Below are 12,593 nucleotides of genomic sequence, written 5' to 3'. Positions count from 1 at the left end.
GGCTTCACTTCAACGCGCTCTCGATCTCTTGCATCGAAGTGTGCCGCACGTCCTCGCCCTTGACGATGTAGATGATGAACTCGGCGATGTTCTTCGCATGGTCGCCGATGCGCTCGATGGCCTTGGCCAGGAACAGCAGGTCCAGGCTGGGCGAGATGGTGCGCGGGTCTTCCATCATGTAGGTGACCAGCTTGCGCACGAAGCCGTCGAACTCCTGGTCGATCAGGTCGTCCTCCTTGAGGATCGACAGCGCGCCGGCGGTGTCGAGGCGGGCAAAGGCATCCAGCGCCTTGCGCAGCAGGCCCGACGCCAGATCGGCCGCGATGCGCAGCTCGGAGCACGGCAGCGCCCGGGCCGAGCCGCTCTCGATGATCGACTTGACCATGCGGGCGATCTTGGTCGACTCGTCGCCCACGCGCTCCAGGTTGGCGGTGGTCTTGGAGATGGCGATCAGGAGGCGCAGGTCGCGCGCCGTCGGCTGGCGGCGCGCGATGATGGACGAGAGCTCGCGGTCGATCTCGATCTCCATCGCGTTGACGCGCGGCTCGGTCTCGATCACGCGCTCGGCGGCGTCGGTGTCGAACTGCAGCAGCGCATAGACGGCCTGGCGGATCTGGGACTCGACCATGCCGCCGAGTTCCATGACGCGCGAGGACACGCCGTTGAGTTCGCTGTCGAACTGGGTGGAAAGATGTTTGTCAGCCATCGCTGTGGTCTCCAGTGCCGGCATCAGCCGAAACGGCCCGTGATGTAGTCCTCGGTCTCCTTGCGCTTGGGCTTGAAGAACATCTGCTCGGTGGCGCCGAACTCGATGAGGTCCCCCAGGTACATGTAGGCCGTGTAGTCGCTGCAGCGGGCTGCCTGCTGCATGTTGTGGGTCACGATGACCACGGTGTATTCGTCCTTGAGCTCGGCGATCAGCTCTTCGATCTTGGCGGTGGAGATCGGGTCCAGCGCCGAGCAGGGCTCGTCCAGCAGCAGCACTTCGGGCTTGATGGCGATGCCGCGGGCGATGCACAGGCGCTGCTGCTGGCCACCGGACAGGCCAGAGCCGCTCTGGTGCAGCTTGTCGCGCACCTCGGTCCACAGGGCGGCCTTCTTGAGCGCCCATTCGACGCGGTCGTCCATGTCCGAGGCCGACAGGTTCTCGAACAGCTTCACGCCGAAGGCGATGTTGTCGTAGATCGACATCGGGAAGGGCGTGGGCTTCTGGAAGACCATGCCGACCTTGGCGCGCACCAGGGCGACGTCCTGCTTGGAGGTCAGCAGGTTCTCGCCGTCCAGCTCGATGGCGCCTTCGGCGCGCTGCTCGGGATACAGCTCGAACATGCGGTTGAAGGTGCGCAGCAGCGTGGACTTGCCACAGCCCGAAGGACCGATGAAGGCGGTGACCTTGTTCTCGGGGATGTCGAGGTTGATGCCCTTGAGCGCGTGGAACTTGCCGTAGTAGAAGTTCAGGTCCTTGACGGCGATCTTGGAACGCGGGGGGGTGGAGACGGTAGCAACCATGGCTTGACTCTTCTTGGTATCAGTTCTTGCCGCGCGTAAGGACGCGGGCCAGGATGTTGAGGGCGAGAACGGCGACGGTGATCAGGAACACGCCAGCCCAGGCCAACTGCTGCCAGTTCTCGTACGGGCTCATCGCGAACTTGAAGATGGTGACCGGCAGGCTGGCCATCGGCTGCGTGACGTCGGCCGTCCAGAACTGGTTGTTCAGGGCGGTGAAGAGCAGCGGCGCGGTCTCGCCCGCGATGCGGGCCACGGCCAGCAGGATGCCCGTCACGACGCCGGCGCGGGCCGCGCGCAGCGTGATCGACAGGATCACCTTCCACTTGGGCGTGCCCAGGGCGTAGGCGGCTTCGCGCAGACCCGGCGGCACCAGCTGCAGCATGTTCTCGGTGGTGCGGATCACCACGGGAATGGTGATGAGCGCCAGCGCGATGGAGCCGGCCAGGCCAGAGAAGGACCGGAACTGCGCCACCACCAGCGAGTAGACGAACAGGCCGATCACGATGGACGGCGCCGACAGCAGGATGTCGTTGACGAAGCGGATCACCGACGACAGCCAGCCGTGCGGGTTGTACTCGGCCAGGTAGATGCCGGCCATGATGCCGATGGGCGTGCCGACGAAGGTGGCGACGCCCACCATCACCAGCGAGCCGAAGATGGCGTTCAGGATGCCGCCGGCCTCGTTGGGCGGGGGCGTCATCTCGGTGAAGGTGGCCAGGGACAGGCCACCGATGCCGAGGTACAGCGTCTGCCAGAGGATCCAGATCAGCCAGAACACGCCGAAGGCCATGGCAGCCAGCGACAGGGCGAGGGCCACCTGGTTGACGCGCGAGCGGCGGGCGTACTTGGCCTCGCGGGTGCGGGCCAGCGCCTGGGCGGCCAGCAGTTGGGCAGAAGTGCTAGGGGTGCTCACGAGCGGGCTCCTTCGGCCTTCTTCATGCGGGCCAGCAGCAGCTTCGAGAGCGACAGCACGACGAAGGTGATGAAGAACAGGACCAGGCCGAGGTACATCAGCGCGGCCTGGTGCAGGCCGGCGCCGGCTTCAGCGAATTCGTTGGCCAGCGCCGAGGTGATGCTGTTGGCCGCCTGGAACAGGGACAGAGAGTCGAGCTGGTTCATGTTGCCGATGACGAAGGTCACGGCCATGGTCTCGCCCAGGGCGCGGCCCAGACCGAGCATGATGCCGCCGACCACGCCGGCCTTGGTGTAGGGCAGCACGACCTTGCTCACCACCTCCCAGGTGGTGGCGCCCAGGCCGTAGGCCGACTCCTTCAGCATCGGGGGCGTGACCTCGAAGACGTCGCGCATCACCGAGGCGATGAAGGGAATGATCATGATGGCCAGGATGATGCCGGCCGACAGGATGCCGATGCCCACGGGTGGGCCGGCTACCAGCGCACCCAGCACGGGCACGCCGGTCAGCAGCTTCTGCAGGGGCTGCTGCACATAGGTCGCGAGGATGGGGCCGAAGACCAGCAGGCCCCACATGCCGTACACGATGGAGGGCACGGCGGCCAGCAGCTCGATGGCCGTGCCCAGCGGGCGCTTGAGCCAGCTGGGCGAGAGTTCGGTGAGGAAGAGCGCGATGCCGAAGCTCACCGGCACCGCGATCAGCAGGGCAATGATGGAGGTCGCCAGCGTGCCGTAGATCATCACCAGACCGCCGAACTCTTCCTGCACCGGGTCCCAGACGCTGCTGGTCAGGAAACCCAGGCCGTACTTGGCGATGGCGGGCCAGGCGCCGATGACGAGCGAGACGAGGATGCCGATCAGCAGGGCCAGCGTCAGCAGCGCAGCGCCCTTGGCGGCCCAGCCGAACAGCAGGTCGGCCATGGGGCCGGAGCGGGGACGCTTGACCGGCGGAGGCACCGCGGGGCGGGCCCGCTCGGCGGGCCGCTCGAGCCCCTGGCCGTCGGCGGTGAGTGTGGATGACACGGTATGAACCTCCTGCGGGCGCGCATCGACCCGCACCGTCGACTCGGCAGCGATGCGGGTCATGCGGCTCCCTGTTCCTGGTTTGTCTTAGTTATGGAATCCCGAGGGGGGCCGGGGTCAGTGCGAGGCGACGACCTTGCCCGAGCCGTCCTTGATGCCGTCCCACGACTTGCGGATCGTGGTCTTCACGGCATCGGGCATCGGCACGTAGTCCAGGTCGTCGGCGGTCTTGTCGCCGTTCTTGTAGGCCCAGTCGAAGAACTTGAGCACGGTGGTGCCCTGGGCCGGCTTGTCCTGCACCTTGTGCATCAGGATGAAGGTGGCACCGGTGATGGGCCAGGCGCCGTCGCCAGGCTGGTTGGTCAGCACCTGGTAGAAGCTCTTGTTCCAGTCGGCGCCGGCGGCGGCGGCCTTGAAGGCGGTGTCCTCGGGCGAGACGAACTTGCCGGCCGAGTTCTGCAGCAGGGCGTAGGTCATCTTGTTCTGCTTGACGTAGGCGTACTCGACATAGCCGATCGAGTTGGGCAGGCGGCCCACGAACGCGGCGACGCCTTCGTTGCCCTTGCCGCCGGCGCCGGTGGGCCAGTTCACGGCGGTGCCTTCACCGACCTTGTCCTTCCACTCGGCGTTCACCTTCGATAGGTAGTTGGTGAACAGGAAGCTGGTGCCGGAACCATCGGCGCGGCGCACCGGGGCGATGGCGGCGTCGGGCAGGTTCAGCGAGGGGTTCAGGGCCTTGATGGCGGGGTCGTTCCACTTGGCGATCTTGCCCAGGTAGATGTCGCCCAACACCTGGCCGCTCAGCTTGAGTTCGCCGGCCTTGATGCCCTGGATGTTCACGACGGGGATCACGCCGCCGATGACGGTGGGGAACTGCAGCAGGCCCTTGGACTCCAGCTCGGCGTCTTTCAACGGGGCATCGGAGGCACCGAAGTCGACGGTCTTGGCCTCGATCTGCTTGATGCCGGCACCGGAGCCGACCGACTGGTAGTTGATCTTGACGCCGGTGGCCTTGTTGAAATCGGAGGCCCACTTGGCGTACAGCGGGGCGGGGAAGCTGGCGCCGGCGCCGGTGGCTTCCTGGGCGAAGGCGGGCACATGCGCGAAAGCGGCGAGGGTCAGGCCGGCGGCGGCAATTTGAAACACGGACTTCATGGTCTTCCTTTCCGAAGGGTCACCACCCCCGGGTCCGGGGGTCTGCGGCGGACTGTAGAAAGGCCATGTGACAACCATGTGACACCCCATCTCCGAGGGAAAACCGCCCCGGGGCGCGCTCGCCCACCATGACACTGTCATCAATTCGTCATGTCCCGGACGGAGGATCGCCAGCCTGCCGCCGCTACCATCGGGGCCGACTTTTCCCTCCTTGATGTATGCAGAACGGAACGCGCCTGGCCGCCATTGATCTCGGCTCCAACAGTTTTCGCTTGGAGATCGGCCGCGTGGACCACGGGCAGATCCAGCGCGCCGAATACTTCAAGGAGACCGTGCGCCTGGGCAACGGCCTGGACAGCGCACGCAACCTGACCCACGAGGCCATGCAGCGCGGCTGGGAGGCCCTGGCCCGCTTCGGCGAGCGGCTGGCCGGCTTCGAGCGCGCCCAGGTCCGCGCGGTGGCCACGCAGACGCTGCGCGAGGCGCGCAACCGCGAGGAATTCCTGCTGCGGGCCCGCACCGTGCTCGGCTTCGGCATCGACGTCATTCCCGGCCGCGAGGAAGCCCGCCTGATCTACCAGGGCGTGGCCCACCTGCTGCCGCGCAACGAGGTCGCCGACAGCGAGCGCCGGCTGGTGGTCGACATCGGCGGCCGCTCCACCGAGATGATCATCGGCTCGGGCCTGCAGGCGCAGACCACGGAGTCGTACCGGGTGGGCAGCGTCGCCTGGTCGATGAAGCACTTTCCGGACGGCCAGTTCTCCGCCAGCGCCTTCCGCGTCGCCGAGATCGCGGCCAAGGCCGTGATGGACGATGCCCTGAACAACTACACCCGCGACCAGTGGGACACCGCCTATGGGGCCTCCGGCACCATCGGCGCCGTCGGCGATCTGGTGGCGGCGGCCGGCGGCCGCGTCGGCGTGGTCACGCGCGCCGACCTGGACTGGCTGCTGGACCGCCTGCTCAAGGCCGGCAGCGCCGACCGCCTGCGCCTGGACGGCCTGCGCGAAGACCGCAAGCCCGTCATCGGCGGCGGCCTGGCCGTGCTGCGGGCGTTGTTCGACCTGCTGTCCATCGACGAGATGCGCGTCGCACAGGGTGCCCTGCGCCACGGCGTGCTGTACGAACTGCTGGAGCGCGACGACGGCGTGGCCGACCTGCGCGACAGCACGGTGGCGCGGCTGGCGCACCGCTTCGACGCCGACGAGGCGCAGGCGCGGCGCGTGGGCGACGTGGCCGCTGCGCTCTTCGTGCAACTGGTGCCCGAAGCCCGCGGCGGCGCCAGCGCCAGCCGGGCCGGTCGGGCCCTGCGCAAGCTGCGCTGGGCGGCGCAGCTGCACGAGATCGGCATGCACATCTCGCACAGCGACTACCACAAGCACGGCGCGTACATCCTCGACAACGTGGACGTGCCCGGCTTCGCCGTCAACGAGACCCATGCGCTGAGCCAACTGGTGCTCGGCCACCGGGGCAAGCTGCGCAAGGTCGAAGCCTCGATGGCCGATGAGACTTTCGCCGCGCAGTTGCTGGCCCTGCGGCTGGCGGTCATCCTGTGCCACGCACGGCGCGACCCGGAAGCCGATGCGCTGGCCGTGGAACTGTCGGGCGCACGCGGTTTTGCGGTGCGGGCGCGCAAGGACTGGGCGGAGCGCTATCCCCAGTCGGCGCACCTGCTGCGCGAAGAGGTGCTGGCCTGGCAGAAGACGAGCTGGATGCTGGGGCTGCACCTGGACTGAAAAGGCGCCGCGGCGTCTCAGGGCGGCTCAATCCACCAGACACCGTTCGGGCGGAGCCTGCCCAAGCCAGGGGGCGAGGTGACGCTCAGAGCAGCTCGGGCGCCTGCACCGTGACCATCACCGTCTGCTCCTCGCCATCGCGCTCGCGCGTGCGCAGCCACCACACCGAGCCCTTGCGCACGGCGCAACTGTCCTGCTGAAGGCCCAGCAGGCGCGCGACGGCCTGGCCCAGGGCCGGCTGGTGGCCCACCAGCACGATCACCGACTTGCCATGCGGCCAGCCGGCCGCAGCCAGCAGTTCATCGCCGGTCGCGTGCGGGGCGATTTCCTCGCGCAACTTGTACTTGCGGCCCAGCGCCAGCACCGTCTGCTCGCAGCGGCGCGCCGGGCTGCACAGGATGCGCGTGCCCTCGGGCAGTTGTCGATCCAGCCAGGCGGCCATTCGCTTGGCCTGCTTCTCGCCCCGCGGCGTGAGCGAACGGGCCAGGTCGTCGCAGCCCTCGTGCCAGTCCTCGGCTTCGGCATGGCGCCAAAGGATCAGGTCCATGGTCTTGTCCTTCCCTTGCGAACAGTGCGCGTCTCAGACACCCGGGCCACGGCCGCGGAAGGCATAGCGCCCCATCAGGGCCGCCTGCGCGCCGTGCGCTTCGATGGCGCGCGAGGCACCGGGCTCGCCCGCATGCAGGTTGCGGTCCACCCGCTCGTAGCAGCCGTCGGCTTCCAGCTCCCAGGCATCGCGGCCATCGTGCAGGTAGGCCACCAGGCATTCGTCGATCAGGCGCTGGCGCAACACCGGATGCGTGACCGGCCATGCCACCTCGACGCGCCGCATCATGTTGCGGTTCATCCAGTCGGCGCTGGAAAGGTACAGGCTCTCGTCCTCGTCCACGCGGAAGTAGAAGACCCGCGAATGCTCCAGGAAGCGGCCGATGATCGAGCGCACGCGGATGTTGTCGCTCACGCCCGGCACCTGCGCCGGCAGCATGCAGGCACCCCGCACGATGAGGTCGATCTTCACGCCGCGGCTGCCGGCACGCAGCAGTGCCGCGATCAGTGCCTCGTCGGTGAGCGCATTCATCTTGGCGACGATGCGCGTGGTCTTGCCCTCGCCCGCAGCCTCGGCCAGCGCGTCGATGCGGGCCACCAGGTTCCTGTGCAGGTCGAAGGGCGCCACCCACAGCCGCTGCAGCTTGGGCAGCCGGCTCTGGCCGGCCAGGTGCACGAAGAGCGCATCCATGTCCGCCGTGAGTTGCGGGTCGGCCGTCAGGTGGCTGATGTCGGTGTAAAGCCGCGCGGTGCGGGGGTTGTAGTTGCCGGTCGAGAGATGGCCGTAGCGGCGGATGTGGCGGCCTTCGCGGCGGGTGACCAGCAGCATCTTGGCGTGCGTCTTGAGACCCACCACGCCGTACACCACCTGCGCGCCGATGGATTCGAGCACCTCGGCCCAGTTGATGTTGGCCTCTTCGTCGAAGCGGGCCTTGAGCTCCACCACCGCCATCACTTCCTTGCCGCGGCGCACGGCCTCGCGCAGCAGGTCCATCAGCACCGAGTCGGAGCCGGTGCGGTAGATGGTCTGCTTGATGGCCAGCACCTGCGGATCGGCCACCGCCTCGCGCAGGAATTCGATGACACCGTCGAAGCTCTCGAAGGGCTGGTGGATCAGCACATCGCTGCGCTGCAGCCGGTCGAAGAAGGACTGGCCGGTCGACAGGTTGATCGGGTAGGAGGCCTGGTACGGCGTGAAGCGCAGGTCCTTGAAGCGCGGCTCATCGATCAGGTCGACCATCTGCGAGAAGCGCGCCAGGTTCACCGGCCCCGGCACGCGGTAGAGCGCACCCTGCGGCAGGTTGAACTGCGCCAGCAGGAAGCTCCAGAGCGACTCGTCGCAGTCGGCCGACACCTCCAGCCGAACGGCCTGGCCGAAGTTGCGGTGCTGCAGGCCCTGACGCAACGCGGTGCGCAGGTTCTTCACATCTTCCTCATCCACGGCGAGGTCGGAATGGCGCGTGACGCGGAACTGCGAAAACTGCCCCACCTCCCGCCCCGGGAACATCGCGTGCAGGTGCGCCCGCACGATGCTCGACAGCGCCACCACCAGCGTCCTGCCCTCCGACACCTTGGCCGGCATGCGGATCAGCCGCGGCAGCACGCGCGGCACCTTCAGGATGGCAATGGGGTTCTCGCGGCCGAAGGCGTCCTTGCCCGAGAGCTTGACGATGAAGTTCAGCGACTTGTTGGCCACCTGCGGGAAGGGATGAGCCGGGTCCAGCGCGACGGGGATCAGCAGCGGCCGCACCTCGCGCTCGAAGTATTCCTGCACCCACTTGCGCTGTGCCGCATTGCGCTTGCCGTGCGAGATGACATGGATGCCATGCTCGGCAAAGGCCGGCAGCAGTTCGTCGTTGTAGAGCTGGTACTGGCGTGCCACCAGCGCATGCGCGGCCGCCGACAGGGCATCGAAGGATTCGGCCGTGTACGGCCCGGTGCCCTGCGCTTCGAGGCAGGCCCGCACGTGCGGCTCGGCGCGCACCTCGAAGAACTCGTCGAGGTTGGACGAGACGATGCACAGGTAGCGCAGGCGCTCCAGCAGCGGCACTTCGGGCCGCTCCGACCAGTTCAGGACGCGCCGGTTGAAGGCCAGGATGCTGTGGTCCCGGTCCAGCAACGGGGTGGCTGCCGGCACATTCGGCGTCGGCAGGGACTCTTCGGAAAAGGGCATGACGTCGGGGTCGAGGGACAGAGGCAAGACTGTCATCCCATTGTCATGTTTGAATGTGACGCCGTCATGACACTGTCATGTGCCGCGCCGCCCCCTCTCAGGCGCCGAGGAAGTGGCGGCGATAGCGCGGTGGCAGGTCGGCCAGGCGCATCATCATCGGCAGGTCGGCGGTGTTGAAGTCCGGGTCCCAGGCCGGCGCGCCCAGCACCTTGGCGCCCAGGCGCAGATAGCCCTTGATGAGCGCGGGCGGCTCCACATCGAGCGAGCCGTCCAACTGGTCGACCGGCAGCGGCAGGCGCGGCTGCACGTGGTACTGGATGGGCGCCATGTGCGTGGCCGACAGCTGGCGCCAGATGCTGGCCGCGGCATCGCCACCATGCACACCGTTCTGCAGCATCGGGATGCTGGCGCAGCCGATCATGGTGTCGAGCCGGTTGCGGTGCATGAAGGCCGCCAGCGCACCCCACAGGGCCAGGATCACGCCGCCCTGGCGATGGTCCGGATGCACGCAGCTGCGGCCCAGTTCGACCATGCGCTCGCGCAGGCCACGCAGGCGGGTCAGGTCGAACTCGGTGTCGCTGTAGGTACCGCCCACCCGGCGGGCCTGGGCCGGCGTGAGCACGCGGTAGGTGCCCACCACCTCGCCACCCGGCTCGGCGCGCACCAGCAGGTGCTCGCAGAAGTCGTCGAACAGGTCCACGTCATGGCCCGGCAGCGACGTGGGCAGGCGCGCACCCATCTCTTGCACGAACACGCGCCAGCGCAGGCGCTGCGCCTCACGCACCTCGTCCTGGTGGCGGGCCCATGCCACCGTCACGCCGCCGGCTGCGGCCGGCTGGGGAAGTTGCGGCGGCTGCGGCCACAGCGTCTCGCGCAGGCCGAGGCGTGACAGGGCGAGGGTGGGCGTCGGCAGTTCTTTCATGAGCGGCTTCTGGTCTTTTCGGATTGCCGCGCAGTCTGTGCCGCACCGATGAAGCCCGCATGTCGAAGCCGTGGCAATTGCGTGACGGCGCTGCGCGGGTGGCCGCGCGGCGCTATCCTGCGGCCCGCCTGCCTAGGGACGCGCTTCACGAATGCGCGCGCCGTGGGCATCTGCGGAATCGGGCGATCTGCGTCGTTGCAAATGCTCGCAATAGCTGGGCTATTGCTGCGCTTTGCGCCTAGCATCTCATCCCGATCCGCGGCGCCCACTTGCCGCTCGATTCGTGAAGCGCATCCCTAGGAGCCATCCGACCATGTCCGAACAACCTGTCATCGACGTCTATTCCTGGCCCACGCCCAACGGCCACAAGGTCCACATCATGCTGGAGGAGACCGGCCTGCCCTACCGGGCGCACGCGGTCGACATCGGCCAGGGCGACCAGTTCGCGCCCGACTTCCTGGCCATCAGCCCCAACAACAAGATCCCGGCGATCACCGACCCCGTGGGGCCGGACGGGCAGCCGATCTCGCTCTTCGAGTCAGGCGCCATCCTGGTCTACCTGGCGGCCAAGACTGGCCAGTTGCTGCCCCAGGGCGACCGCGCGCGCTTCGAGGTGCTGCAGTGGCTGATGTTCCAGATGGGCGGCGTGGGCCCCATGCTCGGCCAGGCCCATCACTTCCGCATGTACGCGCCCGAGAAGCTGCCCTACGCCATCGAGCGCTACACCAACGAGGCCAAGCGGCTGTATGGCGTCATCGACCGCCGCCTGGAGAAGAGCGCCTTCGTCGGCGGCGCCGACTATTCGATTGCCGACATCGCCATCTTTCCGTGGCTGCGCAGCTGGCAGAACCAGGGCGTGGAGATGGACGATTACCCCGCGCTCAAGGCCTGGTTCGACGGCATCGCGGCGCGTCCGGCAGTGCAGCGGGGCGTGCAGGTGCTGGCCGATCGGCGCAAGCCGATCACCGACGACAAATCGCGCGAGATATTGTTCGGCAAGACCCAGTATCAGAAGCGCTAGAATGGCGGGCTTGTCGGAACGTAGCGCAGCCTGGTAGCGCATCTGCTTTGGGAGCAGAGGGTCGCGAGTTCGAATCCCGCCGTTCCGACCATTTTTTTCCTAGTGATGGCGCCAACTTACGCGAGTGAGTGGCGCCATTTTCTTTGGCGCAGGTGTCTAACGATTCGAGGGACTGTCTAACGTCTGCGCCCCGACAAGAAGCCGCGCGCGGCACGAGGCATAGGCCAGGTTCACTCGGTCGGCTTCGTAGGCGTCGTCATCCGCTGCAGCCTCCGGGTCTGGAAGTAGCCCGGCGGCTTGGGCTCCACCTCCCGCACGATCGCCGGCACCGGCGCCGGCTTTACCTGGGGCGCCACCACCACCGCCCCCACATCCACCGGCTTCGGCGGTACCGGCGCGCAGCCGAGCAGCGCGAAGCTGCTCGCGTAGATGTTCAACAGTCGAGCCATTGGTCGCATCGGTCTTCTCCTGCGCCGCAGCTGCGGCGTCGATTCGTTTCTGCTGGGCCAGCACGCTGGCATTGAGGCTGGCCAGCGTGGCGGCGGCCTCGGCCTTCTGGCGCGTCACGGCGCCGTTGAGCTCTGCCAGGCCCTGCCGCGCGGCGTCGCGCTGGCCGGTGACGGCCTTCAGCTGCGTCGTCAGTACGCCGGCGCGGGTGCGCTCGGCGCAGCCCACGCCCCAGCCAGCCACAGCCAGGGCCAGCAGGGCCCAGATTGCGAGGTTGCGCAGGTCAGGCACGGCACACCTCCTGTTCCGCCGCGCGGCGCTTCGTCAGGCCGGGCAGCACGAAGCCCTTCGCCTGGTTCCAGCGCGGTAGCTGGTCGCAGGCTTCCAGCAGGCGGCCCGCCGCCAGCAGCCGCGCCGCAGTAGACCGGCGCTGGTCGCACACGAGCGTCGGGCCCAGGTTGTAGACCGCCGAGCCCCAGGCGGCCAGCATGTTGACCGGCAGGCCGGGCACGCAGCGCTCCACGGTGCTGATGGCGTCGGCCATCTCCGCCGTAAGCAATGCATCGCACTCGGCCTTGGTCTTGAAATCGCCCATCTGCACGCCGCGTGTGCTGCCGAAGCAGATGGTGGGGATGCCCACCGGATCCCGATAGGCGTACTGTCGCAACCCCTCGAAGGGGGCGGCCAGGGCAGCTGCCGCCAGCGTGGCGGCGCCGAGACGCTGGGCGCGGGTGGCCATCAGTCGTCGCCTCCCGGCCGCATGGCGGCCCATTCCTCGAGCGTGAGCACGAGGCGGGGATTCGGCTTGATCCAGCCGACGCGCTCGAAGAACGGCCGCCAGAAGCGCTTCCAGCAGAACTCGAACAGCAGCGCCAGCGAGTAGAGGCAGGCAGCGGCCGCGGCAAGGTTGGGCCAGGTGAGCGTGAGCAGGTCGGTGAAGACGCTGGCCCCCCGCTCGGCCGAATCGATGACCTGCGCGCCGGTGGCCGAGACGATCGCTGTTGCGGCCTTCGTTACAGGCGCTTGGACGACGCTGGACGGCTCCTGCGCCAGGATGTTGAGGAGGTTGCCGGTTCCGGCCGGCGCCGTGGTGGGGGTGGACATTGAGGCCCTTGATGGACCGCAAGCCCCGGTAGGTGTGCTCAGGCA

The 12,593-nt window shown here is 67.9% G+C and carries 13 protein-coding genes and 1 tRNA gene; 3 read left to right on the top strand and 11 right to left on the bottom strand.

Annotation, left to right across the window (positions count from 1 at the left end; translation table 11 throughout):
• Positions 1–4: 4 nt before the first annotated feature.
• The 5 genes from phoU to pstS form a co-directional block, all read right to left on the bottom strand.
• Positions 5–706 (bottom strand): phosphate signaling complex protein PhoU, encoded by a 702-nt coding sequence (gene phoU / locus ABIC63_RS10740; protein ID WP_043113809.1) that lies wholly within the window; start codon positions 704–706, stop codon positions 5–7.
• A 23-nt stretch (positions 707–729) separates the two neighbouring features.
• Positions 730–1,509 carry a phosphate ABC transporter ATP-binding protein PstB gene (pstB, locus tag ABIC63_RS10735; protein ID WP_017762158.1) on the bottom strand — a complete coding sequence of 260 codons (780 nt, stop codon included), beginning with the start codon at positions 1,507–1,509 and terminating at the stop codon, positions 730–732.
• A 19-nt stretch (positions 1,510–1,528) separates the two neighbouring features.
• On the bottom strand, positions 1,529–2,422 hold the full coding sequence (gene pstA / locus ABIC63_RS10730; protein ID WP_354319734.1) for a phosphate ABC transporter permease PstA: 894 nt from the start codon (positions 2,420–2,422) through the stop codon (positions 1,529–1,531).
• On the bottom strand, positions 2,419–3,342 hold the full coding sequence (pstC, locus tag ABIC63_RS10725; protein WP_354319792.1) for a phosphate ABC transporter permease subunit PstC: 924 nt from the start codon (positions 3,340–3,342) through the stop codon (positions 2,419–2,421). Before pstC ends, pstA begins: the two co-directional genes overlap by 4 nt.
• Positions 3,343–3,561: 219 nt before the next feature.
• The gene (gene pstS / locus ABIC63_RS10720; RefSeq protein WP_294371417.1) at positions 3,562–4,599 is read right to left on the bottom strand and encodes a phosphate ABC transporter substrate-binding protein PstS; all 1,038 of its coding nucleotides are present in this window, start codon (positions 4,597–4,599) and stop codon (positions 3,562–3,564) included.
• A gap of 218 nt (positions 4,600–4,817) precedes the next feature.
• On the opposite strand from pstS, the gene ABIC63_RS10715 reads away from it, so the two are divergent.
• On the top strand, positions 4,818–6,335 hold the full coding sequence (locus ABIC63_RS10715; protein WP_354319733.1) for a Ppx/GppA phosphatase family protein: 1,518 nt from the start codon (positions 4,818–4,820) through the stop codon (positions 6,333–6,335).
• An 85-nt stretch (positions 6,336–6,420) separates the two neighbouring features.
• Here ABIC63_RS10715 and ABIC63_RS10710 read toward each other — a convergent pair whose 3' ends face one another.
• The 3 genes from ABIC63_RS10710 to ABIC63_RS10700 all read right to left on the bottom strand — a co-directional run bounded on the left by ABIC63_RS10710 (position 6,421) and on the right by ABIC63_RS10700 (position 9,976).
• Positions 6,421–6,882, bottom strand: a complete 462-nt coding sequence (locus tag ABIC63_RS10710; RefSeq protein ID WP_017760638.1) for a SixA phosphatase family protein — start codon at positions 6,880–6,882, stop codon at positions 6,421–6,423.
• Positions 6,883–6,915: 33 nt separating this feature from the next.
• On the bottom strand, positions 6,916–9,054 hold the full coding sequence (gene ppk1, locus ABIC63_RS10705; protein WP_354319791.1) for a polyphosphate kinase 1: 2,139 nt from the start codon (positions 9,052–9,054) through the stop codon (positions 6,916–6,918).
• Between the two features lie 97 nt (positions 9,055–9,151).
• Positions 9,152–9,976: a GNAT family N-acetyltransferase gene (locus tag ABIC63_RS10700; RefSeq protein ID WP_294371424.1), complete on the bottom strand. Its 825-nt coding sequence runs from the start codon at positions 9,974–9,976 to the stop codon at positions 9,152–9,154.
• A 313-nt stretch (positions 9,977–10,289) separates the two neighbouring features.
• Here ABIC63_RS10700 and ABIC63_RS10695 point away from each other — a divergent pair, with 313 nt between their 5' ends.
• The gene (locus ABIC63_RS10695) at positions 10,290–10,997 is read left to right on the top strand and encodes a glutathione S-transferase N-terminal domain-containing protein (protein WP_017760635.1); all 708 of its coding nucleotides are present in this window, start codon (positions 10,290–10,292) and stop codon (positions 10,995–10,997) included.
• A 14-nt stretch (positions 10,998–11,011) separates the two neighbouring features.
• Positions 11,012–11,088 (top strand) — tRNA-Pro (locus tag ABIC63_RS10690).
• Positions 11,089–11,153: 65 nt separating this feature from the next.
• Here the strand turns inward: ABIC63_RS10690 and ABIC63_RS10685 are convergent.
• The 3 genes from ABIC63_RS10685 to ABIC63_RS10675 are packed head-to-tail and all read right to left on the bottom strand — an operon-like array spanning position 11,154 to position 12,548.
• Positions 11,154–11,735 (bottom strand): hypothetical protein, encoded by a 582-nt coding sequence (locus tag ABIC63_RS10685; RefSeq protein WP_354319732.1) that lies wholly within the window; start codon positions 11,733–11,735, stop codon positions 11,154–11,156.
• Complete coding sequence (locus ABIC63_RS10680) at positions 11,728–12,183, bottom strand: lysozyme (RefSeq protein WP_354319731.1); 456 nt, start codon at positions 12,181–12,183, stop codon at positions 11,728–11,730. Before ABIC63_RS10680 ends, ABIC63_RS10685 begins: the two co-directional genes overlap by 8 nt.
• Complete coding sequence (locus ABIC63_RS10675; protein WP_354319730.1) at positions 12,183–12,548, bottom strand: hypothetical protein; 366 nt, start codon at positions 12,546–12,548, stop codon at positions 12,183–12,185. Before ABIC63_RS10675 ends, ABIC63_RS10680 begins: the two co-directional genes overlap by 1 nt.
• Positions 12,549–12,593 lie beyond the last annotated feature (45 nt).

Origin of the sequence: Pseudacidovorax sp. 1753, assembly GCF_040544975.1 — a bacterium.
In the GTDB taxonomy this organism is placed as follows: Bacteria; Pseudomonadota; Gammaproteobacteria; order Burkholderiales; family Burkholderiaceae_C; genus Xenophilus.
The sequence above is the reverse complement of the archived record's forward strand: the minus strand, read 5'-3'. Positions and strand labels throughout refer to the sequence as shown.